Source organism: Shewanella hanedai (assembly GCF_007197645.1).
Lineage (GTDB): Bacteria > Pseudomonadota > Gammaproteobacteria > Enterobacterales > Shewanellaceae > Shewanella > Shewanella hanedai.
Genome location: NZ_VKGK01000010.1, coordinates 52,528 through 77,518, shown reverse-complemented (window position 1 = coordinate 77,518; position 24,991 = coordinate 52,528). Strand labels below are relative to the sequence as shown.

Here is a 24,991-nt window from a genome sequence, read left to right as displayed (position 1 = left end):
ACCCAAACGACCTGGAAATGCTCGTTTCAGAGCATTGCGCGAGTTCAATTCTAGACGCATTTGCGTAGGAATGGTGACTCCCTTTTAAGCTAATGCAACAACGAAGTGGGCTTGCGCAAAAGCCTTCTACGATGGGTTTAAAAGTACTTTATTCTGCGTTATTGATTTTACCAAGGGAATAACCATTACTTACAATCAATGTCTTGACTAAAGTGCTTTAAATTCCCACTGAATCCTGCATTTCCAAGTGGCTTGGGTATCATCGCAGGTCGGTTTTATGCTGGTTACGATCATGATAAGCAGTTCTGCAGTGAATTAGGTGCTGTGGGTAGTCCAACAGAGAAATTATCCCCTTTAATTAATAATTACCCTTTAGGTTTTCTATTTTGTTTTTTTGGCTGGTATTTAGCTCAACTCTCCAATGTCTCCATCTTAGTTAATATCACTGGCTGGTTGGTCATTGTTCATGGAGTTGGCACTTGGGTTGCAGGGTATTTTCCAATGGATGCTGACCCATTGACAAAGAATCCAACGTTTAGTTGTAAGGTACATTCTTGGGCTGGTTTTTTCATGCTGCTTTCGTTAGTTATCGCGCCGATATTAATTGCGATAAGCCCAACGACTGAGATGATTCCAATGTCTTTCCGTGTATTCTCAATGGTGTCAGTTATCGCTGCGGTATATTTCCTTTTTGCCATGGCCAAAGCAATTAAGACTCAACGTCATGTCGGGACATATCAACGTATTTCATATGGTTTTCAGTTAATATGGTTAAGCGTGTTTTCACTCAATTTAGTCTAGTTTTTATCTTTAGGGGAGTTTCATGTCTAGAAGTTCGATAAACTTACTCGAAAAATTCACTCAATTTTCTGAACATTGGTCCCCAAGAGTGGTGGCTGAAATGAACGATTATCAGTTTAAGTTAGCTAAAATTCAGAATGAATTTACTTGGCATGATCACAAAGATACCGATGAAGTTTTTTTTGTCATCGAAGGATCGATGACCATTGAATTTAGAGACGGGAAAGTTGACCTTAAAGCGGGTGAAATGTTTGTTGTGCCAAAAGGGGTTGAGCATAAGCCGTATGCAAAAGATGAATGTAAAATCATGTTTATCGAACCGCGCGGGGTGACCAATACGGGTGATGCTGGTGGAGAGTTAACGGCTAAAAGTGATGTTTGGATTTAAAGCTCCATTAGCTTACTGCAATTAACAGCTTAATAGGTAAACTGTTAATTGCTCATGAAGAGTTTACAACTTAAAACCTTCTATTTGCGCTGCTAGTTTGTTGGCATCTTTGGCCAACGATAGACCTATTTGTGAAGCGCCTTGAGCTGATAGCAAGGCACTATCAGCGCCTTCACCTATGGCAGAGGTCTTACTGTCTATTTGAGTGCTGACCTGACGCTGCTCAGCCACAGCACTTGCAATGTCTTGCATCACGATAACGATCTCTTGAACACTGCTGGTTAGCACGCTAATACTCTCGCTCACCGCATTTGCTTGCAGTACACCATTATCAGCTTGCTGGGTACCGGTTTCCATGGCAGAAACCGCTTCTTTGGCACCAAGCTGGATCTGCTCGATCATAATTTGGATCTCTTGGGTTGATGCTTGAGTACGACTGGCTAAGGTTCTTACTTCATCGGCAACCACAGCAAAACCACGTCCTTGCTCTCCAGCTCTTGCGGCTTCAATTGCTGCATTTAACGCAAGTAAATTCGTTTGGTCCGCAATTCCTCGAATGACATCAACTACATTACCTATCTCTGAACTATGCGCGGCAAGTTGATTTATCACTTTTGACCCTTTAGCCACCTCTTCGGCGATCGAATTTATGCCCGCCACCGTCTCTGTGATAACCGTTTGTCCGTGCTCTACGGCACTATTTGCAGCACTGGTAATAGTCGTCGCCTCATCAGTACTTGTCTCAACACTATTAACCGATACGACCATTTGCCCTATAGCACTGGCAATCTCATGGGTTTGAGCTTGTTGTTCGGTTAACGTGTGCTCGACGCTGTCGGTGACCTGTTGCATCTTGCTACTGGCTTGAACCACATCTGTACTCAACACTTGAACTTCGCTTATTAAGCTTCGAATACTGACCAACATATTATTAAATGCTAGCGCTATTTGAGAAAACTCATCCTCACCATCAATTCGTATATTCTGACTCAAATCACCATTTGATACTTGACTGGCGATAGATTCAATTTGGCGTACATTGGCAATAATTGCTTTGTAGATCGCTATTAAAGCATAGAGTGAGCCAATGACAACGGTGATTATAATGACGATTAACCAAAACATGGTTCTAGACTGAGCGGCTTCTCGCTCATTGAGTAAGGTTTCGAGTGTGTGATGATTTTTAGTCAGTATTGCATTAATTGATAAAGAGAGTGCATTCGCTTCATTAGTAAAGGCATCTAGGCTAATGCCAAAGTTATCCGGATTGATCATGTTTGCATCAATCTCATTGATAAACTTCTCTACATTTTTATGTAGCATTTCAACAGAATTGACAAAGGGGGATACTGCTTCACTGTTAGCTTGATTGGTTAATCTCAATAAGGTTTTTTGGCTGTTTTGTAACAGTTCAGATAAGCGAATATTGAGTGCGACTAGTTGTGTGTAACTCTCGGGTGAAAATCCGTCATTTGCGAGTACTTGAATCGCGGTATGACTCACACGCGAGCTGTAGTCGCTTAAGGCTGAAATTCGATTAAGATAAAGTTCAACAAGGTAAAACCCTTTTGGATCATGATCTAATGATAAACCTGAACTCGCGCCTATGTTCTCTTTTAGTTCTGCAATAAGCTCGGCACTCTCATTCACTAAATTTAGGGTTGAATCACTGGGTTGATTCTTAAATTGCCCAGAAAGCTTAGTTAATAGTGCTACAGCCTCACCGTTCTGATTAATTTGGATGCTATTTGTTAGTTGAGCTGACAGATCTGAGAAAGCTGCTGTTGATGAGGGATCGTTAATTAGGGATGTTCTCGCTTGTTGTAAACCTAAATCAATGGGGGCTAAGGCATGCACTGAAGCTAACCCGACTAGCTCATTTGCGACTCTCTCTACTTGTAAATACTGAAGTTGAATCAAATATGCAGCGGCAAGAGAGAGTGGTAATAAAGTTGCTGTGGCCAATAAACTGAACTTCTTCTTGAAATTGAGTTTATTCGCAACCTTTATACCGAAAGAAAAGAGCACTGACATAATCGAAGATCCATCTTGAGTAATTGTTAACCAATATTAGACCATGTTAATAAGCTATTTCAAACATGCTGTAAAAGGAATGGGGCATTCTCGGCGGCATTGATAAGTTTGGTAAATTTAAATGTGATACCTATGTTTTAAGGGGGAATTTGAGAGAAGGCTCTGTGTTAATTGTTATTAAATATAACTAGCTGAAAGTTATAGTTAAATATATGGGAAATATTAACCTTTGTATATGTGGGGTTTGTTTGGGTTACCTAAACTAATTGGTGTATGTGCGATTAAATGCATACCTTGGTTTTATTTCGTATAAAAGAAAGTGACAAAAGCGTAGGATCTAAAACGTGAATCCCACCTTTCTAACTATTGAGTCACTATGTCAACGATCATTGAGCAAGCAGATACTCGCGCGTTATTAATCTCAATTCGTACTCCAAATGCAAAAATAGAGGAGATTAACGGCTCGTTGGCCGAATTGGGGCGTTTAGTTAGTACGCTTGGTTTTACTGTTTTTGCCACTCAAACTCAGAAGCAAAATTCGACTAAACGTTTGTCGGTGCTCGGTGAGGGTAAGCTTGAAGAGTTGGCGAGAATGACAGGCGAACTTGATGATGCGGAGCAAAAAGATTCTCTGGCGAACATTGATGAGCAAGGTTTGAATGAGTTTTTAAGTGCATCTCAATCTAAGCGGCATGCCAATGTTGTGGTGTTTGATTGTGAACTGAGTCCAATGCAGCTGCGTAATGTTGAAGATGTATTGGGTGTTGAGGTGTTTGACCGCACTGGCATTATCATTGAGATTTTCAGTCGCCATGCGAGCACTAGAACGGCGCGATTACAGGTTGAACTGGCACGATTAAGTTACCTAACGCCTAGGTTGCGCAGTGAGCATAGTGGGGATCGCGAACGCCAAAGTGCACGAGGTGAAGGTGAAAGTCTTTTGGCCGTTGAGCGTCGTAGTATTCGCGATAAGAAAGCCGAGCTCAAACGTGAACTCAAAAAAGCGCAAGAGGTGATGTTAGAGCAGCGTAGTAGCCGAGTCGAAACACCTTGTGTGGCGTTGGTTGGCTACACCAATGCTGGGAAATCTTCCTTAATGCGCGGGTTAACCGGTTCAGATGTCCTGGTTGAAGACAAGCTGTTTGCCACTTTAGACACCACTGTGCGCGCCTTATCACCGCTGACTCAGCCTCGGATTCTTATTTCGGATACGGTTGGGTTTATTAACAAACTGCCACACGATTTAATCGCTTCATTTCACTCAACATTAGAGGAGGCAAAAGATGCAATCTTACTTTTGTATGTGGTCGATGCCAGCGATAAAGATTTTAGAACCCAGCTTAGTGTGGTTAATGGCGCACTACAGCAGTTAAATCTTGATACCAACAATCGTTTATTGCTACTCAATAAAGTGGATTGCTTAACTCAAGTCGAGCGACAAACATTAAGCAGTGAGTTTCCCAATGCGTTGCAAATATCCACCCGCAATGCTGATGACGTCAGTTTAGTGCATCAAGCGATACAAGATTTTATCGCAAAGCAGATGTGTACAGCTTGTTTTAATATCCCTTACACCGCGAGCGGCATCATGGGGGAAATTCACAGTAAAATGCAGGTCATAGAAGAGGAATACCATGAAAATGGTATGAGATTGACCCTCAAAGCCAGTCCTGTGGCGTTGGAGCGATTAAATAAGATGCTGCAAAAATAGTGCAAATTTACTTGTTCTATTGAAGTGCTGGGATTAATGTCATTGGTAGTGATTTTAACTCGCCTAACACCGACTTTTAGGGTGTTATACCAATCAGTATAAGAAAGTGATCTACTCAGAGTGTTTTTTGGCAAACTAATTCAAGGCGAATGGATGACATAATGGTTATTCCCTTATGAGTTCATTTAACACAGAAGTAGGCAGCCAAAAACACTCCTAACAGGCGAGCTTTAGCGGTTCTGATGCTGTGTTAACGAGCTTAAACGTAGAATAACTATGCTCTACACTCGTTGCCTTACCTCAGAATCGCTAAATTCTCGCTGAGCGATCACATCTTTATACTGATTGGTATTAGGCCGCATTGGAGTAGCGCATGGACACATCATTACAGTTTAGAGTGAACAATTGGATTGAAGCTGATCCCGATCCCCGTTCAAAGCAGGAACTTTTGAGCCTAATCGATAATAAGGATGAGTCTGAGCTCGCTAAGCGTTTTGCTGGCAGGCTTGCTTTTGGTACCGCTGGATTAAGAGGCGTTGTGGGCGCAGGCCCTATGGGAATGAATCGGTTTGTGGTGCAGCAAACCACATCTGGCCTCGGGAGTTATTTAAAAGCTCAGGTAAGCGATCTCGATGCTCGCGGTGTCGTGATTGGTTATGATGGTCGCCATGATTCAAAACAATTTGCCGATGACGCAGCGGGTGTATTGACCGCTATGGGCATTAAAGTTTATTTGACCAGTCAAGTTGCCGCGACACCCCTTGTCGCTTTTGGTGTTCTGCATTTTGGCGCCGCGGCAGGGATTGTGGTGACAGCGAGCCATAACCCACCACAATACAATGGTTATAAAGTCTATTGGGGCAATGGCGCACAGATCATTCCGCCCCATGACTCAGGTATTGCTGCCTGTGTGAATAAGGCGGCAGATGAGTCACTCAGCCAACCTATCAAGTTAATGGAACTGCATAAAGCCAAGGCGTTAGGCAGTTTAATTATGCTCGAAGATGATTTTTATCAAACCTATCGTCAAGGGATCAAAAGCGCCGAGGTGTTACAAAATCACACACGTCCAGAATTAGTGAGTCTTGCTTATACGGCGATGCATGGTGTTGGCGCTGAGATGGCCGAAACTGTACTTAAGGATGCAGGTTTCACACAAGTTCATTCTGTGATGGCACAACGTGAACCCGATGGCGACTTTCCAACAGTTAACTTTCCTAATCCCGAAGAAAAGGGGGCGATGGATTTAGTGGTCGCTGAGGCGAAAAAGCACAATGCCATGTTGGCGTGTGCGAACGATCCCGATGCCGACCGATTTGCTGTGGCAGTGCGTAAATCTGATGATGGCGCTACTCAATCTAATGCTGAATATCAGATGTTGACTGGCGATCAAGTTGGGGTGTTATTCGGCCATTATCTGTTAAGTCATGCGCCGAAAGACCAGCGCTTAACTTGCACGACGATAGTGTCGTCGAGTTTATTATCCAAAGTTGCCGCTAGTCTGGGCGCCACTTGCATCACCACGTTAACGGGCTTTAAGTGGCTCATGAATGTGGCTTTGACTGAGCAAACTCCAGAGAATCGTTTCCTTTTCGCTTACGAAGAAGCGCTTGGTTACACATGTGGCGACATGGTGTGGGACAAAGATGGGTTATCAGCACTGGTGGCATTCGCCCAACTCACTGCTGAGCTTGCGAGCAAAAGCGAGACGATTTGGGATCGATTAGGCGATATCTATAAAGAACATGGCTTTCATCTTAATGCGCAGGTGAGTATTGCTCTTCAACCAGGTACTCCCAATATAGGGGCTCATTTACGTGAGCATCCGCCCGTCACTATTGCGGGGCGTGCTATTGTTTCTGTTGATGATATTAGTTGTAGTGAGCGCCGTCTTGCCGATGGGCGTGTTGAGAATATCGATTTACCTAGCAGCGATGTGCTTATCTACAGGCTTGATGGCGGAGCAAGAGTGATCGTGCGACCTTCTGGGACTGAGCCTAAGATAAAGTGCTATTACGAAGTCGTAGAAACCATGGGGGTTGATGACACCTTAGCGAGTGCTCAGCTGCGGGCTCAAACGCAGATGGATGAGTTTATTCACGCTCACCAAGCTTCATTGCCTAAATAGGCTTGGTGACAGAGAACTGTCGATAAACCTGCATATTTTGCTTAAATGGTTGTGACTGCCCTGTCACAACCATTTTTGTTAATTAAAAGTGACAGTTAACGAAGAGGAAAATAAAATCAACATACTAATATAGAGCTAGACTAAAAGACTCATCTAAATTTTTTAATCAGGCTTGATGGTATGACAGTTTGGCTTTCCTCTTTAGTCGCGATCCTCTTACGTTTTGCATTAAGAGGATTAGTATTAAGTTCATTTCTATTCAGTTCAACGGTTTTATCCGCAGGGCTCGATGATGTTGTGATCACGATAAAGTCAGATAATACTGGCTCCTCCTCCGATGTTCAGTTCACCCTTCCTACCACTGGCTCCGGATACAATTACAACATAGATTGTAATAACGATGGTACGGATGAAGCCACTGCTCAAACTGCTGATTACACGTGTGATTATACTTCGTTAGGAGGTGCAGGTACTTACACTGTCAGAATCGAAGATAATTCAGGTGTAAGGACTGGTTTTTCTCGAATATTCTTCAACAATGGCGGTGACAAGCTTAAAATTATCGATATTTCTCAATGGGGAACTGGTAGTTGGACAAGCATGCTAAATGCTTTTTTTGGTGCGGAAAATATGACAGTAACGGCTGTCGATGTGCCAAGTTTTTCTGGGTTGAGTGATGTTTCCGGTATGTTCCTCAATGCTGCTTTAGTCAATCCGAACACAAGTGCATGGGATACAAGTTCAGTTACAAATATGTCCAATATGTTCAGTGGCGCCACAAGTGCTAGTCCAGATACTAGTAGCTGGAATACTAGCAACGTTATAAGTATGGCAGCTATGTTTAGAGGAGCCGTTGCTGCAAACCCGAATACCAGTAACTGGGACGTTTCAAACGTTTCCGATATGAGTTCTTTATTCAGAGATGCTGTCTCAGCGAATCCAGATACGAGTAGCTGGGATACATCTTCAGTTAATCAAATGTGGTATATGTTTGCTGGTGCCATTTCAGCGACCCCAGATACCAGTTCATGGAATACTGGTTTGGTTACCTCAATGGAATCGATGTTTCAAGGTGCGTCATCTGCCAAGCCGGATACGAGTGCATGGAACACAGCGTTGGTGAAGAGTACAAAAAGTATGTTTAGTGGTGCTACTGTTGCGACCCCAGACACCAGTAGCTGGGATACTTCAGCCGTATTAACTATGTTGGGAATGTTTGATGGCGCATTGGCTGCCAATCCTAATACCAGTAGCTGGAATGTTTCAAATGTTACCGATATGGGCTTGATGTTCAGAGATGCTGTTTCAGCAAACCCAAACACGAGTAACTGGGTCACATCTTCAGTTAATCAAATGTGGTATTTGTTTGCTGGTGCCATTTCAGCTATCCCAGATACCAGCTCATGGAATACCAGTTCGGTTACCTCAATGGAATCGATGTTTCAAGGTGCGTCATCAGCTAACCCGGATACGAGTGCATGGAACACTGCTTTGGTGAAGAGTACAAAAAATATGTTTAGCGGTGCTACTGTTGCCACCCCTGATACCAGTAGTTGGGATACTTCAGCCGTATTATCTATGTTGGGAATGTTTGATGGCGCATCGGCTGCGAATCCGAATACCAGTAGCTGGAATGTTTCAAATGTAACCGATATGGGCTTAATGTTCAGGGATGCTATCTCAGCAAACCCAGACACGAGTAACTGGGATACTTCTTCAGTTATACAAATGTGGTATATGTTTTCAGGCGCTTCAAACGCAAGTCCTGACACCACAGCTTGGGATGTATCTAATGTTACCAATATGACCAATATGTTTTCAGGAGTCACTCTACCTCTCGCAACTTATGATGCCCTACTAGCCGCTTGGAATGGAAAATCCTTGCAAAGTGCAGTTAATTTTCATGGCGGGAATTCTGTTTATTGCCTAGGAGAAGCCGCAAGAACCAATATGATCGCGTCAGACAGCTGGGTCATCACTGATGGTGGTAAAAGCTGCTTGTTCCAACATTTTGTTACCACTTGGAAAACCGACAATGTAGGTACTTCTAATAGCACTTCTATTACCATTCCAACCACAGGTGGTGGTTACAGCTATCAGGTCGACTGGAATAATGATGGCGATTTACTCGATGCAAGTGAGGCCACTGTACATACTGGCAATGTTACGCACGATTTTGGGTCATCAGGTACCTATACTATTCGAATCGTAGGTACCTTCCCGCGGATCTTCTTTAACAGAACAGGTGACAAACTGAAAATATTGTCTGTCGATCAATGGGGTACTGGCAGTTGGACCAGCATGGAAGCTGCCTTCTCAGGTGCTTCGAATTTAACTGTCCCCGCTACAGATGTACCAGACCTTTCTAACGTAACAAGTATGATCAGCATGTTTTGGGATGCGGTATTGGTAAATCCTGATGTCAGTGGTTGGGATGTTTCCACTGTTACCCATATGAACAACCTGTTTTTAACAGCTTATGCAGCAACCCCTGATGTGAGTAGTTGGGATGTATCAAACGTCGTGTATATGAATGCGATGTTCAATAATGCAACCTCTGCGGTTCCCAATGTCAGTAATTGGAACGTTTCTAAAACAGTGCAAATGAATGCCATATTTGGTGGTGCAATATCTGCTAACCCAGATGTTAGCAGTTGGGATGTGTCTGCTGTCACCACGATGGAGTCAATGTTTGCAGGGGCCACACTCGCAACCCCCAACACTAGCAATTGGGATACGTCAGCAGTGACGAATATGCATTCGATGTTTTTGAATGCGACTTCTGCAAACCCAGACACCAGCGGCTGGAATACCTCTTTAGTGACGAATATGAGGTCGATTTTTAATGGGGCTACATCGGCAAATCCAGATGTCAGCAGTTGGAATACATCATCTGTGACCAGTATGTACGCGATGTTCTTTGGTGCAACATCGGCGACGCCAGATACCAGCAGTTGGAATACATCTGCGGTGACGACAATGCGATCCATGTTTAGTGGAGCAACGGTTGCAAACCCAAATACGAGTGGGTGGGTGACCTCTGCTGTTGAGTCGATGAAGTTTATGTTTTATAACGCGACCTCGGCAAATCCAGATACCAGTAGTTGGAATACATCTGCGGTGACTGAAATGAATTCGATGTTTTCTGGTGCTACGTCAGCAAAGCCTGATACTAGCAGCTGGGATACTAGTTTAGTGACAAGTATGGAGGATATGTTTAGTGGGGCGACATCGGCTAATCCAGTTGTTAGTGGTTGGGACATATCCGGTGTCACCAGTATGGATAATATGTTTTCAGGTGTGACACTCACGACTGCAAATTACGATGCTCTACTTTCTAGCTGGAATGCGCAAAGTCTACAAAATGGGACCAGTTTTGATGGTGGTAATTCTAGGTACTGTAATGGCGAGTCAGACAGAGGAGATATGGTTGCCAGTGACAGTTGGACGATAACAGATGGGGGCAAAAGTTGCCCTGATATGCATTTCGTGACGACCTGGAAAACAGACAATAGTGGTTCATCAAACAGCACGTCAATTACTATTCCTACAACAGGAACTGGCTACCTTTACGATGTTGATTGGGATAACGACGGTAACTTCGATGAATTTGGGTTAACGGGGTCAGTTACCCATGATTTTGCCTCAACTGGTACTTACACCCTACGTATCAGGGGGGATTTTCCTCGTATCTATATTAATAATGTTGATGACAAAGAGAAAATACTGTCCGTCGACCAGTGGGGAACGGGTAATTGGACTAGCATGCAAGATGCTTTTTATGGCGCAATTAACCTAATGGTTCCTGCCATTGATGCACCTGTTTTGACGAGTGTGACCAGTTTAAGGGGAATGTTTCGTGATGCCAGTACGATGAATCAATCGATAGGGCATTGGAATACCTCAAACGTGACCAATATGCTTGATATGTTTAATGGTGCTAGCGCATTTAATCAGGACATCAGTGCTTGGGATACGTCGAAAGTGTTTACGATGCAGGGCATGTTTAACAATGCCAGTGCTTTCAATCAGAACATCACTTGGAACACGGAAGCGCTCATCAATATGCTGTCTATGTTTCAGGGCGCCACAAGTTTTAATCAAGCTATCGGCAGCTGGGATACGGCAGACGTTACTAATATGTCTTTTCTCTTTGAAGGTGCTTCCAGTTTTAACCGTGATATCAGTGGTTGGGATACGGGTATGGTCAGCGTGATGGTATCCATGTTTCAGAATGCTACCGATTTTGATCAAAACCTGAATAGTTGGGATGTCTCAAGTGTCACCAATATGAGTTTGATGTTTTCAGGGGTTACCTTATCGAAAGTAAATTATGATGCGATTTTAAACAGTTTCGATGCTCAAATCTTAAAAACGGGTGTGCTTTTTAGTGGCGGTAACTCTCAGTATTGTAGCGGAAAAACAGCAAGAGCAAACATGATAGCATCCGACTCTTGGGTTATTACCGATGGCGGACAAAACTGTATACCTGTGACGCCAACCACTACGCCAGATCTGCAAGTAGGCTCTGACTCTGGGAATACCAGTACTGATAACGTGACCTCAGATAACACGCCCAGTTTTGATAACCCTTGTAGCAATATTGGCAACACCATCACTTTGTATTCAGATAACCCCACTTCCGGCACCAGTGTTGCTTCACAAGTGTGTACCACTATTGGAACAGAGGTGCTTACCGCCAGCACATTGGCTGATGGCATACACAATATGAGTTATACCGACACTGATTCGGGTGATGAATCGGCTTACTCTCCCAGTTTACTAGTGAAAGTTGATACTACTAATCCTGCAATACCAAGTTGTAGTAGTACCCCTACATCAGCAAACAATTCCACCAGTATTTCGACGACTTGTAATGGGGTAGAAACCGATGCAAGAGTGTCGATTGCCAATATGATCTGCTCACCTACTTATGCGACAGCCAGTAGTACTGTTTCATGTAGCGGAACGACTGGGGTTGGTGGTGGAGATATATCGGTAAGTAATGACACTGTTTCTGTGACAGATCTTGCGGGAAATAATGAAACTGCTGCGACAACTGGTTTACTGATCGACAATACTGCTCCTGCTGTAGCCCAAAGTAATGCAATAGTGACACCCACAATTGACAGTACGCCAAGTTACAGTTTCAGCAGCACAGAAGCTGGCAGCATTGCCTATTCAGGTAGTTGCAGCTCATCAACTTCAGTAGCGGTAAGCGGTGTGAACACTATTACGTTTAATGCACTCAATGACGGAAGTTACAGTGATTGTCGTATTAGAGTGGCGGATGCTGCGGGTAATTTATCTAACCTACTTATTGTCAGTGCTTTTGAGATAGACAGTGCAGGGGCGACGTTAACAGAAACTACGTCGGTTTCAACTCCATCGGCTGACAGTACGCCAAGTTACAGTTTCAGCAGCACAGAAGCTGGCAGCGTTGCCTATTCAGGCAGTTGCAGCTCATCAACTTCAGTAGCGGTAAGCGGTGCGAACACAATTACGTTTAATACACTCAGTGACGGCAGTTACAGTGATTGTCGTATTAGAGTGGCGGATGCTGCGGGTAATTTATCTAACTTGCTCAGTATCAGTGCTTTTGCGATAGACAGCGTTGGGGCGACGTTAACTGAGACCACGCCAATAACCACGCCCACTGCTGACAGTACGCCAAGTTACAGTTTCAGTAGCTCCGAGGTGGGCAGTATTACCTATTCAGGCAGTTGCAGCTCATCAACTTCAGTAGCGGTAAGCGGTACGAATACGATTACGTTTAATGCACTCAGTGACGGAAGTTACAGTGATTGTCGCATTAGAGTGACGGATGCTGCGGGTAACCTTTCCAACCTGCTCAGCGTCAGTGCTTTTGAGATAGACAGTGCAGGGGCGACGTTAACAGAAACCACTCCAGTAATCACTCCGTCTGCTGACAGCACGCCAAGTTACAGTTTCAGCAGCACAGAAGCTGGCAGCATTGCCTATTCAGGTAGTTGCAGCTCATCAACTTCAAACGCTGTAAGCGGTACGAGCACCATCACGTTCAATGCACTCAGTGACGGCAGTTACAGTGATTGTGGCATCACAGTGACTGATGTGGCGGGAAATATGTCCAATCTATTGCTAGTCAGTTCTTTTGAGGTTGATAGGTTACTGCTTAGTTTAGAAACACACCTGCCCAGTACTCTTTTACAAGATGAGCATCTGTTAGTGACGCAAAGCGTAATTGGTGGTAAAGCGCCTTTTGAATTTAGGGGTGATAACTTACCTGAGTGGCTGGTTCTTGATCCTGGGACTGGCCAAATAAAAGGGACGCCGGGGGCTACGGATATTAATACTTATTCCGATATCGTTTTTCATATCACAGACTCTGAAGAAAGAGCGGCAAAAAGTGTTGCATTTGAACTTAGGGTTATTGATGTCAATGATGCCCCTATTGCAGAAGATGATGTATTTACACTTGTAGAAGGTGGAAAAAGGGCCATTAATGTTCTCGCTAATGATTCAGATCCTGATGAAGGCGATCTTATAACCATAGAAGGTGTAAGTTCGGTTTTGGGAGACGTGACTATTGTAGGCGATATGCTGGAGTATGAGGCCCCCATTGATTTTGTCGGGGATGATATTATCAGCTACATCATTGTTGATAGTGGTGGATTGACGGCTACAGCGGAGGTAGTTGTTTCAATCACCTATGATCCAGAACTTGGATTGCCACCTACTTTAGTGTTACCTGATGATGTCGTGGTTGATGCCACAGGTTTACTGACCAAGGTTGCGCTTGGGTTTGCAACAGCAACTGACAGTCTTAATAACACCATTAGTGTGAGTAAGTCATCGGACAGCTATTTTCAACCTGGGGCGCATCAAGTTGTATGGACAGCTGAAGATTCAAGGGGACGCACAACCAGCGCAAGTCAGAGTGTTTGGGTTCATCCATTAATCTCTATCGGTAGCGATACTCAGGTGGAGGAGGGAGGAGCAGTTAGTATCGGTGTTTATCTCAATGGTGATTCTCCTATCTATCCCGTTGTCATTGATTATACGTTAAGCGGCAGTGCAGATGAGAATGATCATGACCTGACCTCAGATAGCATTACATTCGCTAAGGGACGGCTAGGTAGAATTAACTTTAGTACTCTTAGTGATGATGTTATTGAGGGAGATGAAACCTTAGATATTCAACTTTCAGATACGGTCAATATAGGAGGGAAGTTTACCCATTCATTGATTATCACAGAGAAGCCATTTGCCCCAGATATCAGGCTTAAACCCTTTCAAGCTGGCATGGAAAGATACTCGATACTGGATACCGAAGGCCTCGTCACCATATATATGTACCTTGATACTGGGAGTGAAGACGATTTTTCCTATACGTGGGATGCCAGTAAAGAGGTGGTTAATCTTTCAAATGAAACATCTCAATTTATCTTTGACCCTGAGCTGGTTTCAACAGGAAATCTAGTGGTCAATCTGGATCTCCGCACTGCGGCTGGTCTGAGTACAGCAGCCAGCGTCAATCTGTTAATTACATCAGAAGCACTGCAGCCTAGTCAGACCATCGATTGTTCCGTTATCAATGAACAAGAAAGCGATGGCTTTTTATTCATGGTGGAAGCAGAGCCTCAAACGTGCATTATGAGGGGCGAACTTGCTTTAAAAAGTCGTTCGGGCGGAATTCAGATCTTAGAGGATGAGTTGATAACGTTAATGGAAACAAGCCAAACAATCGCGGGAGGCGTGTTCGACTTTGTGGTTTTTGGTAAGCCGGAGGCAAGCACTTATCAAATTGTGTTTCCGCAGCGTAAACCGATCCCCGAAGAAGCCGTTTATTTAAAGTTCTCAACGCAATTGCATGAGTGGTTTGATTTTGTGATCACAGCGGAAGATCAGCTTTTTAGTACGCACTCGGATCAAGGTCGATGTCCAGAGCCTAATGATGCTCGTTGGGTCGAAGGGTTAACTGCTGGAGATTGGTGTTTAAAGTTAATCATTAAAGATGGTGGCCCTAACGATGTAGATGGTATCGCGAATGGCATGGTTGTTGACCCTAGTGGTTTGGCCAGTCTATCCGGTCCCATAGTGAGTGACAATCATGATCCGGTTGCCAAGGATGATTTCTATCAGCTTATCAATGCTGAGCAAATAGAGTTGGATGTGTTAGATAATGACAGCGATAGTGACGGTGATCAGCTTGTGGTGATCGAGGCGTCGGCAGATCTTGGTTTTGCCGATATTGTGGATGGCGTTATCTGGTATCACCCTGCATCGGTTGATTTCTTTGGCACCGATGTCATTACCTATGTGATCTCTGATGACATGGGTGGTGTTGATAAAGCAGTGGCATCCCTTGATGTGATAATCGGAAATTCACTGCCAGTGGCAGTGAATGATACATTGACCATGTTAGCGAACTCTCAAAGCAGTATTGATGTATTGAGTAACGACAGTGATCCCGATGGTGATCCTTTGTCGCTCCATAAAGCGAGTACAGATTCAGGACAAGTCGAAGTGAGGGGGGATCGTCTTATCGTGACACCGGATAAAGCATTTGTTGGTGAAATCCATATCTCGTACTTTGTTATCGACCCATCAGGTGCGATGGCAACAGCAAAAGTGACGGTAACGGTAAAAGAAGGCGAGAAGGTTAGCGTTGAGAATAACTCTGGTGGAGTGATGAGTTTATCTTTGTTTTTGCTATTACTCATTTTCACCCAGCGATATCTTTTTATTACATCAGTAAATGAACGCTCTCACTATTAACTAGAAAATGTCGAATAAAGTTGGCTGAAGTAACATAGGATAGAGAAGCCTAGATTGCTTATTGTGATTTTTGTTCACTTTTAATCTTATTAACCTTTATGGATCTCACTTTGAAAAATAGACTCCTAACAGCCTTAGCTCTTTGTTGCTTATTCTCATCTGTTAATACCTTAGCCCTTGATAGGAAAACGCCCGAATATCTGCAAGAGGCGTTTATCGAAGTGGCCATGAGAAATGAATATGATTCCGGCAAGCACCAAATACGAAAATGGCAGCAGCCTTTGCGTATTTGGCTCGATCACCGTGTGGGTGATGAGCAAAAGCACACACGGCTTGCAACCATGCACATTGAGCATCTTGCGGCGATCACAGGCCATGAGTTGCAGCTTGCCACTAGTTTGAATCAATCGAATGTGCACCTCGTCTTCACCAGACAAAGCCGATGGACTCAGGAAGTTGCAGATCTACTGGGAGCAGGAGCGGTTAAAAACTTACATTCTGCAGTGTGCATCGCCAGCGTTAAGGTCAATTCAGTGGGAGAAATCATGAAGGCTTGGGTAGTGATCCCCGTCGATCAAGCACAGATGCACGGCAAGCTGGTGGCCTGTGTGGTTGAAGAGTTGACCCAAATCATGGGGTTACCCAACGATTCAGATAAAGTGTTCCCCTCTATTTTCAACGATAAAATCCCACAGAACTTATTGTCAGGACTCGACGGACTCTTATTAAAGATGCTTTATTACTCAGAGGTGACTCCAGGAATGAGCGAAGACAAGGTTAAACGAGTATTGACGCCATTACTTGATAGCTGGAAAAAAAATGGCACTATAACGAATGCTGACAAGGAAATACGGCGTGGAAAGCTGTATCCCTTGCTTGGTTATTAGTCTGTAAAATGGCCGTAGAGTCGTTCTATTTTAGTATAAAACAACCTATTTTTTAGGCCTACTGACACCAAGCTGTCAGTAGGCCTGTTCTATTCTTGATTTGTCTCGAGAAATAGACATCTGTATTGGGTGTTAACTCGGTCTTTCAAGGAGTTCAATATGCTACATAATGCACCGTTAGTCTGGGGTGAAATCCCTGTTGAGAATATGGACAGGGCTGTAGAGTTTTATGGCAAACATTTTGGTGTCAGTTTCACTCGTGAAGTGATGAACGACATGGAGATGGCTATTCTAGAAACTGAGGACAAGGAAGCGGCAAGTATTGGTTTAGTAAAACATGAGATGATGCAACCTTCAGCTAATGGCAGTGTGCTCTATCTGAACTTGAGTGAACAGCTTTCTGGATTGGTAGACAAGATTGCTCAAGCTGGTGTGAAAATTCTGCTTCCTATTATGCCTATCAAAGATGGAGAGTGCGGGTTTATCGCTTTGTTCCAAGACAGTGAAGGTAATACCGTCGGTCTTTGGTCTAAAGATAAGTAAGGTAAGCTGTTTGCTATCTTTGCAGAGGTAAGAAGAGATGAGTTGGCATGATGGCATGTTGGCTCTTTGTTTCGCCAACTTAATCGATGCATTGGAAGTAAAAGACTAAATCCTCATGGAATGGAGAAAGGTATGAGTGAAATACAGGTGGATTCAACATCTCCTACATTGGTAAAACAAGCTGCTATTGAACTTGTTGGGTTAACAACAAGAACAAATAATCTTGCAGAGCAGGATATAAAAACCCAGAAAATTGGTCCACTTTGGCAACAGTTTTTTGCCGAACGAGCACATAAGTTAACTGACGGTGAGTTCATGTATGGCGTTTATTATGATTATCAGTCAGACATGGATGGTGAGTTTTCTGTATTAGCCGGAAGTCAGGCACCTCAAGCTGGTTTAAGTGATGTGAATTTGATCGCCGGAGACTATCTTAAATTTAGTGGTCGCGGTGAGATGCCCCAAAGCGTCATTGCTCTTTGGGCTGAGGTGTGGCGCTATTTCACTTCACCCGAGTGTCAATATCAACGCTGCTACCTCACTGATTATGAAGTCTATTCTGGTGGCGATTCCATTGAGATCTATATTGGTATAAAGCTTTAAGTCTCCGACTATTTTTAAATTTGATAATGAGAACCAAGTTTGATGTTAGATTGAATTAGGTTCTCTTTTTTGTCAGCTGGTATAAGGATTTAGATGCGCCGCGCCGATAGATTATTTCAACTGGTTCAGATATTGCGTCACCGCCGTTTAACCACGGCCAAAGAGCTGGCTGAAAGGTTAGAAGTCTCGACGCGTACTGTTTACCGCGATGTGCAAGACCTCTGTTTAAATGGTATTCCGATTGAGGGTGAAGCCGGTGTAGGGTATCTACTGCGTCAAGAGGTGAATGTGCCACCCTTGATGTTTAACGAAGCTGAACTAGAGGCCATTCAGGTGGGCATGCGTATGGTGCAAGCATGGGGAGGCAAAGAGCTATCAAGCGCAGCGAAACAGGCGATGATAAAAGTGGAAGCGGTATTGCCCGCTCGACTGAGAGAGTATCAATCCTTGATGTTCGCCCCTGATTTTTATATCGATAGCGATGAATTTCAGTTTCTCGATCAGTTAAGAAAAGCATCACGATTGAGAGAGTACCTATTGATGGATTATCGAGATGTAAAAGATGACAGCAGTCAAAGAGAGGTGCGTCCTCTTGCTATCTACTTCTGGAAAGGCACGTGGACCTTATTGGCGTGGTGTGAGCTAAGAAATGATTTTCGTAATTTCCGAGTCGATAGGATTATTGGTTTGAGTGGTTTAGGGCGACACTTTGTAGTGACGCCAGGTGAAGAGATGCCAGATTACATTGCACTGATGGAAGCTCAGTATGGTGATTGTTAATCGTTTTGCCTAAGCTAGTTCGACATGGAGCATTCGTTAGTGAATGATAAAAAACAAGCCCATGCTCACCAAGGTGGTCAGTAAGACATTACGCGTGGTGTAAGCGAGTATTGTGGCGACAATGGCACATATTAAATAACTATTATCCAAGCTTAAATCGAGTTTTCCCTCTTGTATAAAGACAATTGGGGCGAAAATGGCAGTCAGAACGGCCGGCGCCGAATAGCTGAGAAAGGTTAAGGTATTCTTACTTAATCGCACAGGAAGCTTAGGCTCAAGAAAAAGATATCGGCTCGCGAAGACTAATGCCGCCATAGAGATGATGGTTAACCAAATCATGTTTTTTCTCCCGTGAGTTTTGCATATAGAGTGCCGCTAGCCATTCCAAGCAGTGCTGCGATTAATAACCCGCCCTGAATATCCAGAAGTACGCACATTAAACTACTCACTAATGAGACCAATACGCAGAGCAGGATAGATGGCTTTTTGACTGATGGAATGACGATGGCAATAAAAGTGGCTGCGATAGCAAAATCCAAGCCCCAACTGTCTAAATTAGGTAAACTCTGGCCTGCTATAATTCCTGCAGCTGTCGCGATATTCCAACCCACATAAAAACTAAACCCGCCGCCGAATGCGAACCAAGGATCCAGCTTATGTTGTTTACCTTGATTGGCAATGGCAAAAAGCTCATCAGTGAGTAAAAAGCCTAAGGTGAGTCGCCATTTGAGTGGCATAGGGCTTATCTGTTCGCGCATGGCCATTCCATAGAGAAAGTGCCTTGAGGTAATAAGCAAGGTGGTGATCAAAATGCTGGTTAAGCCTATTCCCGATTTAATCATACCAACGGCCACGAGCTGGGCAGCACCTGCAAACACTATCGCTGACATCGCTTGGCTTTCAAGTGGGGATAATCCAGCATCAAGGGCAAAGGAGCCTGCGAGAATCCCCCAAGGGATCACCGCGATAGTGAGGGGCAGTATCATTAAAGATCCTTTGAAAAAGGCATCAAGTTTACTGCTGGTGACTGTTTGTTCTGATTGAGCTTCCATTCGTCTGGCGACCACAATTGTTAAGGCGTGAGTGATAAATTAGCGCATTTAAGTTTCGTTAGCTTGTACAAATTTGCTATTGAATTCCTTGGCATATTGTCCGGGTGTGACGCCCATGGTGCGTTTAAAGTGTCGATTAAGATGGCTTTGATCATGAAAACCACATTCTTGCGCGACATCGAGAAGCTTATAGCCTTGCTTTATTTTCTGTTTTGCTAATCGAACTCGAGATTGAATTTGATAAGCGTGAGGCGGTAGGCCACATTTTATCTGAAACTGCTTAATTAAATAAAAAGGACTGAGACCAGCCAATTTGGCTAACTCTTCCAATGAAATATCAACGCTTGGATGATCATCCAGAAACTGTTTTACCAGCTCAAGTTGAGTTTGGGCGGCAGCATGCCGAGGGATATCAATTTTACTGCGGCTATGGCGTGACATGAGTTTTATCATGGTGGAGTAAACGACGCTTTCGCGTAATAGCCGATTTTCAGAGGTGTCCAGTGTGTGAAACATCATGCGCAGCGTATCAGCCATGACCCTGTCGTGAACCACTGGTTCTGGGAAGTAGGGGGCACCGTTTGCCGGTAAGTCTAGCTCCTCATTGAGCAAGGTAAATTGTTCAGGAAGAGGGTACATTGCGCGATAAGACCAGCCGCCTTCTGCGGCCGAACTGCCACTGTGTACTTCATCGGCATTGACTAAAATGATACTGTTTTCGGGGGCGATATGGTTGCCACCAGTACGATAGAAGCGCTGAGCTCCAGATTCAATCACCCCGACGGTATAACCTTCGTGACTGTGCCGAGAGAAGTTCTGTTTGTGATAGCTCGCGTTGAGCAATTCTATTCCCCCCAATTCTTTTGCATGGGTGAATTCGGCAACTTCTCGTTTAATTTGGGGGCGTGTCTCAATGCTCTTCATCGAATCATCATAGCGTATAAAGTGGCAATGTTTTTGTACAAAATTGTGCAAATTCCTAATGAATCGTGCCTGAATTGAGAAATATGACGCAAGAAGAAAGTTTTGCAGGTCTCACGACTGGCTTCCTGCAAAGAATTAGGGCTATATTAAAGGTATGACTTATCGCCATTTTCTTAACAGGAGAGAGATGAAAGATAAAGATATCATCATCTTCGATGGTGTATGTAACTTATGTCATGGTTCGGTCAATTTCATTATTGAGCGAGACCCTCATCATCATTTTGTGTTTACACCAATGCAAAGTGATACAGCAAAGTCTTTGATTGCCCATTACGATGTTGAAGGGGAGTATTCAGAGACTTTTTTTCTTATCAAAGATGATCAATGTTATATGAGAACTGATGCGGCCCTAGAGATCACCAAATCTCTCTCAGGTTTCTGGCCTGCATTAGCAATATTAAGATTCATACCAAGGAGGATAAGAGATTTCTTCTACCGATTGCTGGGGCGAAACCGTTATGCACTGTTTGGTCGTCGAGATACCTGTATCTTGCCAACGGATGCTGTACTGAGTCGTTTTATCGATTAATGCCATTTAGTAATACTTTATCAGTAGAATAAAGAGGCCGAATATGAATGAATTTGAAGAGTTATGTCGCTTCACAACGTCTAGATTAACAGTATCGAGTTGGTGGAACTTGGTCAGTAATAGTGAGTCAGAGATCAAACTGGCCCAAACGGTATTAGATACCCTAACACCTAAAGTCACAGCGTCACTTCCTGTGGGTTGGCAAGATATTAAGCATATTGAAGATGCCCTAAATTGGATGAATGACAGAGCTAAGGAGAGCCGTTTTTTGGTGGTACAGGAAAGCTCAGGTGATCAGGTTATTGGTTTTGTTTTCCTGCATGAATTAATTCAAGAACTAGAGGACTTATCATTAAGATCAGAGGACATTAGCGCCAAAAGTGAGTTGCATTTAGGCTATCTGTTAGCCGAAAATTACTGGGGAAAAGGTTTTGCCAGTGAGCTTATTGCCGGATTAGTCGAATGGGCAAAAGCATCGGGAGATATCAAGTCATTTGTTGGCGGCGTCGATATCGACAATACAGCTTCTATCATGGTAATGGAGAAAAACGGTTTTACTTTTCACCAGTCAGAAGGCACGAGTAACACACTGTTTATGCAGTTAGAACTCGATAAGCCAGATCTGAACAGAAGTAAATATAACTAGTTGATTAACCTTTTCTATGCGGAGAATATCACTCTTTTCTCCGCTTCATTTCACTTCTCGAATCTGACTAACAACAACTCAAGTCCTACTGGCTAAATTCAGCAGTTTCGGTAAAAACTCAGTCTCTTGATCCGCTATCTTGGTTTGCTCACATAATACCTGCGCTAATATCTCACGAGTCGTCAACGGATTGGCAAGTACTACGCGAAATACCACCGACTTTATATCGAGTATGCCAGCTTCTGGATTGATTCTAGTACGGGAGACAAACGAAGTGCCTCGCTCACGTTGACGTTTTTGGACAAATTTAGTCAAACCGTCTAACAGATGGTTAAATTCTGTCAGACGTTGAAGGTCATTGGAGGCGCGAGCTTGCTCCATTGCGATTTGAACCTGTTTGGGAACATAACGATAGGTCAGCAGACACAGTTCAGGTTCTGAAACGAGTTCAAAATTGTCCTGATCCTTGATCAATTGAGCAAAATAGCGGGCTTTTTCTAAGCTGCTGTTGATCAATATTTCATAACCATCACGGCCGATGACCTGTAGACAGGCATGAACTAACATGGCCATGCCAGGGCGAGAACCTTCTAACGTTTGACTGCCTAAGTCTTTAGAGCCTTTACGCAGAATATATTCAGCGTGGTGCTTAATGGCATTGGCAAAAGTGGGATCTTTAAAGATCACCATGCCTGCGCCCATAGGCACGTACATCTGTTTGTGGGCATCGATGGTGACGGAGTCCGCTCTCTCTATTCCTTTGAGCAGATGTCGATATTTGTTTGATAGCAAAGAGGCGCCGCCCCAAGCTGCATCAACATGGAAATGGCAATTAAGCTCTGTGGCTAAATCTGCCAATTCATCTAATGGGTCGATATTTCCTGTCTCAGTGGTGCCAGCAACACCAACAATGGCAAACACCTTGATGTTGTCACGGGCAAGCGCTTCAGCTGCCATCCGCATTTGGGCAACATCGACTTTATTATCATTAGAGGTGGGGATCTGAATGATATTGTCACGGCCTATGCCCAAGAGATCCGCGGTCTTAGCCAGCGAGTAATGGCCACGTTCGGAGACGAGTATCGCGAGATCGTCATAACCGTAATGGCGTAGCCCTTTTATTAAGCCTTGAGTAGCTACCCCTTTAAACTCTCCATCGGCTTTTAATAGCTGATTGCGAGCAGTCCATAATGCGGTGATGTTTGCGACGGTGCCACCTGAGCAAAAAGCGCCGAGTGAGACGTTTGCGCTATGCATCCAGTCCTGGTAAAAACTGTCATCTTCAGCATAAACAAGGTGGTGCATCATACCGAGGACTTGACGCTCTAATGGAGTGAAGGCTTTTGAAGTTTCAATTTTGACCAGATTTTGATTGAGGCCAACCATCATCTTAGATAGAGGTAATACAAAGTAAGGTAGCGCAGACGTCATGTGACCGATAAAACTCGGTGCTGAGGTGTGCACCGAATGCGCCACTAAAGTCTTCATCATGTCATCGGCGTAATCGGAGACAAACTGGGGCGCAGATGGGATCCGGTGTTGTTGAAAATCCAGCTCAATTTCAGATAAGGGTTTCTCAACCGCAACCACGCTCTCTTGCAGAAAACCCATAAGGTTTTGCGAAATGTTCTTCTCAATGACGCTTAAGGTTGAATCTGGGGCTTCCGGTACGGTAAAAATCCGCAGTAGCGCCTCTTCTGAAGCTGTCGCTTGTCTCGGTGTCATCGAAATATCCGTTGTTACCTTGTTGCTTAATCGATGATATTGTCCATCGAAAGCACTATGTCCAAAATGGATTGTCACTTTACTTTATGCTTTATAAGGCATCAAGAAGAAAAAGATAACCCATCAAGAAGAAAAAGTTAAATCGACAGGCTTTTATACCTCTGCATTATTGATTTTTGCTAATGCAGAGGAGAAAGTAAGTGGTTTTCGTCTATATATGGCAAGAATTACTTCTTGTGGTTCATGGCATAGAGCGCGGCGATGTTCTGGGAGGTGGTAAATAAGTTATGCTTCGCGTTGGCCAGTACCTCTTCAAGAGGAAGGGATCTGGGGGTGATAGAAAACATCGCGTCAATACCGTGGTCAAGCAGCACATTGGCGTCGTCACTGACGCAGCCAGCAATAGCGATCACCGGGATCTGTTGAGCTTTAGCCAAACGAGTGACTCCCATTGGGGTTTTGCCATGTAGGGTTTGGCTGTCTAATCTGCCTTCGCCTGTGATCACTAAATCTGCACCAACTAACTTCTCACTGAGTTTGACGGTTTCCATCACAATATCGATGCCGGGTCTGAGTTTGGCGTTTAGAAAAGCCATCACGCCAAGTCCCATGCCGCCAGCGGCGCCTGCGCCTGCCTGATGGCGTCTATCCTGAATACCAGCTTGCTCAATGATATCGGCATAATGGGATAGGGCAGTATCGAGCATTGATACCATTTCAGCTGTTGCGCCTTTTTGAGGGCCAAATATGGCCGATGCCCCTTTGTCACCGCATAGGGGGTTATCGACATCGCACGCGACTTCAAATTCACACGCGGCAATTAATGGATGAACATCGTGCAGTTCAATACCTACAAGTTTAGCGAGCGAACTGCCGCCAACCGATAGCGCTTTGCCCTCGTTATCGAGCAGATGAATGCCCAATGCTTGGGCCATTCCTGCGCCACCGTCATTGGTTGCACTGCCACCTAGGCCGATTAAAATACGCTTAATACCACGGTTGAGGGCATCACAAATTAACTCTCCAGTGCCATAGCTGGTGGTGATAAGCGGATCTCGTTTATTTGCAGGCACGTGGTGAAGGCCTGAAGCTGCAGCCATCTCTATGATGGCTGTTTTGATCTTGTTATCGCCATTGAGTCCATTACCCAATATGCCGTAATGGGCAGCGACGCGCTGGCCTAAAGGGCCGGTGACCTCAAGCTCGATGATTATTCCTTGAGTGGCATCAACCATAGATTGAACCGTGCCTTCTCCGCCATCGGCCACGGGGACTTTAATGAACTCAGCATCTGGCAATATCGTTTTGAAGCCAGATTCAATCTCATTGGCGACTTCCATCGCGCTTAAGCTCTCTTTAAATGAATCTGGGGCGATAACTATTTTCATTGGTGTTCCTATCGGAGAGTGTCGTTCTCTAT

The 24,991-nt window shown here is 44.1% G+C and carries 17 protein-coding genes; 11 read left to right on the top strand and 6 right to left on the bottom strand.

Annotation, left to right across the window (positions count from 1 at the left end):
• Nucleotides 1-252 precede the first annotated feature (252 nt).
• Nucleotides 253-801 (top strand): DUF998 domain-containing protein, encoded by a 549-nt coding sequence (locus FN961_RS10110; RefSeq protein WP_229814660.1) that lies wholly within the window; start codon nt 253-255, stop codon nt 799-801.
• Between the two features lie 22 nt (nt 802-823).
• Nucleotides 824-1,189 carry a cupin domain-containing protein gene (locus FN961_RS10105; protein ID WP_144040061.1) on the top strand — a complete coding sequence of 122 codons (366 nt, stop codon included), beginning with the start codon at nt 824-826 and terminating at the stop codon, nt 1,187-1,189.
• 63 nt (nt 1,190-1,252) lie between these two features.
• Here FN961_RS10105 and FN961_RS10100 read toward each other — a convergent pair whose 3' ends face one another.
• Nucleotides 1,253-3,223, bottom strand: coding sequence for a methyl-accepting chemotaxis protein (locus FN961_RS10100; protein ID WP_144040060.1), 1,971 nt, complete (start codon nt 3,221-3,223; stop codon nt 1,253-1,255).
• Nucleotides 3,224-3,599: 376 nt separating this feature from the next.
• Between FN961_RS10100 and hflX the strand changes: the two genes are divergently transcribed.
• From hflX to FN961_RS10060, 7 genes are all read left to right on the top strand, one after another.
• Complete coding sequence (gene hflX / locus FN961_RS10095) at nt 3,600-4,934, top strand: GTPase HflX (protein WP_144040059.1); 1,335 nt, start codon at nt 3,600-3,602, stop codon at nt 4,932-4,934.
• A gap of 373 nt (nt 4,935-5,307) precedes the next feature.
• The gene (locus tag FN961_RS10085) at nt 5,308-7,062 is read left to right on the top strand and encodes a phospho-sugar mutase (RefSeq protein ID WP_144040058.1); all 1,755 of its coding nucleotides are present in this window, start codon (nt 5,308-5,310) and stop codon (nt 7,060-7,062) included.
• A gap of 180 nt (nt 7,063-7,242) precedes the next feature.
• On the top strand, nt 7,243-15,822 hold the full coding sequence (locus tag FN961_RS10080) for a BspA family leucine-rich repeat surface protein (protein ID WP_144040057.1): 8,580 nt from the start codon (nt 7,243-7,245) through the stop codon (nt 15,820-15,822).
• A 110-nt stretch (nt 15,823-15,932) separates the two neighbouring features.
• Nucleotides 15,933-16,709, top strand: coding sequence for a DUF2927 domain-containing protein (locus tag FN961_RS10075; protein ID WP_144040056.1), 777 nt, complete (start codon nt 15,933-15,935; stop codon nt 16,707-16,709).
• A gap of 159 nt (nt 16,710-16,868) precedes the next feature.
• Nucleotides 16,869-17,252 (top strand): VOC family protein, encoded by a 384-nt coding sequence (locus FN961_RS10070; RefSeq protein WP_144040055.1) that lies wholly within the window; start codon nt 16,869-16,871, stop codon nt 17,250-17,252.
• A gap of 132 nt (nt 17,253-17,384) precedes the next feature.
• Nucleotides 17,385-17,855 (top strand): GyrI-like domain-containing protein, encoded by a 471-nt coding sequence (locus tag FN961_RS10065; protein WP_144040054.1) that lies wholly within the window; start codon nt 17,385-17,387, stop codon nt 17,853-17,855.
• A 93-nt stretch (nt 17,856-17,948) separates the two neighbouring features.
• A complete protein-coding gene (locus FN961_RS10060) occupies nt 17,949-18,635 on the top strand; it encodes a helix-turn-helix transcriptional regulator (protein ID WP_144040053.1) in 687 nt (228 codons plus the stop codon).
• 36 nt (nt 18,636-18,671) lie between these two features.
• On the opposite strand, the gene FN961_RS10055 is transcribed toward FN961_RS10060, so the two are convergent.
• Genes FN961_RS10055 through FN961_RS10045 form a run of 3 tightly spaced genes read right to left on the bottom strand, consistent with a single transcriptional unit; the run spans nt 18,672 to nt 20,584 of the window.
• A complete protein-coding gene (locus tag FN961_RS10055) occupies nt 18,672-18,974 on the bottom strand; it encodes an AzlD domain-containing protein (RefSeq protein WP_144040052.1) in 303 nt (100 codons plus the stop codon).
• Nucleotides 18,971-19,687: an AzlC family ABC transporter permease gene (locus FN961_RS10050; protein WP_144040051.1), complete on the bottom strand. Its 717-nt coding sequence runs from the start codon at nt 19,685-19,687 to the stop codon at nt 18,971-18,973. The genes FN961_RS10055 and FN961_RS10050 overlap by 4 nt, the downstream gene beginning before the upstream one ends.
• 48 nt (nt 19,688-19,735) lie before the next feature.
• A complete protein-coding gene (locus FN961_RS10045) occupies nt 19,736-20,584 on the bottom strand; it encodes an AraC family transcriptional regulator (protein WP_373293387.1) in 849 nt (282 codons plus the stop codon).
• Nucleotides 20,585-20,798: 214 nt separating this feature from the next.
• Between FN961_RS10045 and FN961_RS10040 the strand changes: the two genes are divergently transcribed.
• Complete coding sequence (locus FN961_RS10040; RefSeq protein WP_144040049.1) at nt 20,799-21,200, top strand: thiol-disulfide oxidoreductase DCC family protein; 402 nt, start codon at nt 20,799-20,801, stop codon at nt 21,198-21,200.
• Between the two features lie 43 nt (nt 21,201-21,243).
• Nucleotides 21,244-21,846, top strand: a complete 603-nt coding sequence (locus FN961_RS10035) for a GNAT family N-acetyltransferase (RefSeq protein ID WP_144040048.1) — start codon at nt 21,244-21,246, stop codon at nt 21,844-21,846.
• A 78-nt stretch (nt 21,847-21,924) separates the two neighbouring features.
• Here FN961_RS10035 and panP read toward each other — a convergent pair whose 3' ends face one another.
• A complete protein-coding gene (gene panP, locus FN961_RS10030) occupies nt 21,925-23,571 on the bottom strand; it encodes a pyridoxal-dependent aspartate 1-decarboxylase PanP (RefSeq protein ID WP_144040047.1) in 1,647 nt (548 codons plus the stop codon).
• 227 nt (nt 23,572-23,798) lie between these two features.
• A complete protein-coding gene (locus FN961_RS10025; RefSeq protein ID WP_144040046.1) occupies nt 23,799-24,959 on the bottom strand; it encodes a glycerate kinase in 1,161 nt (386 codons plus the stop codon).
• Between the last annotated feature and the right edge of the window lie 32 nt (nt 24,960-24,991).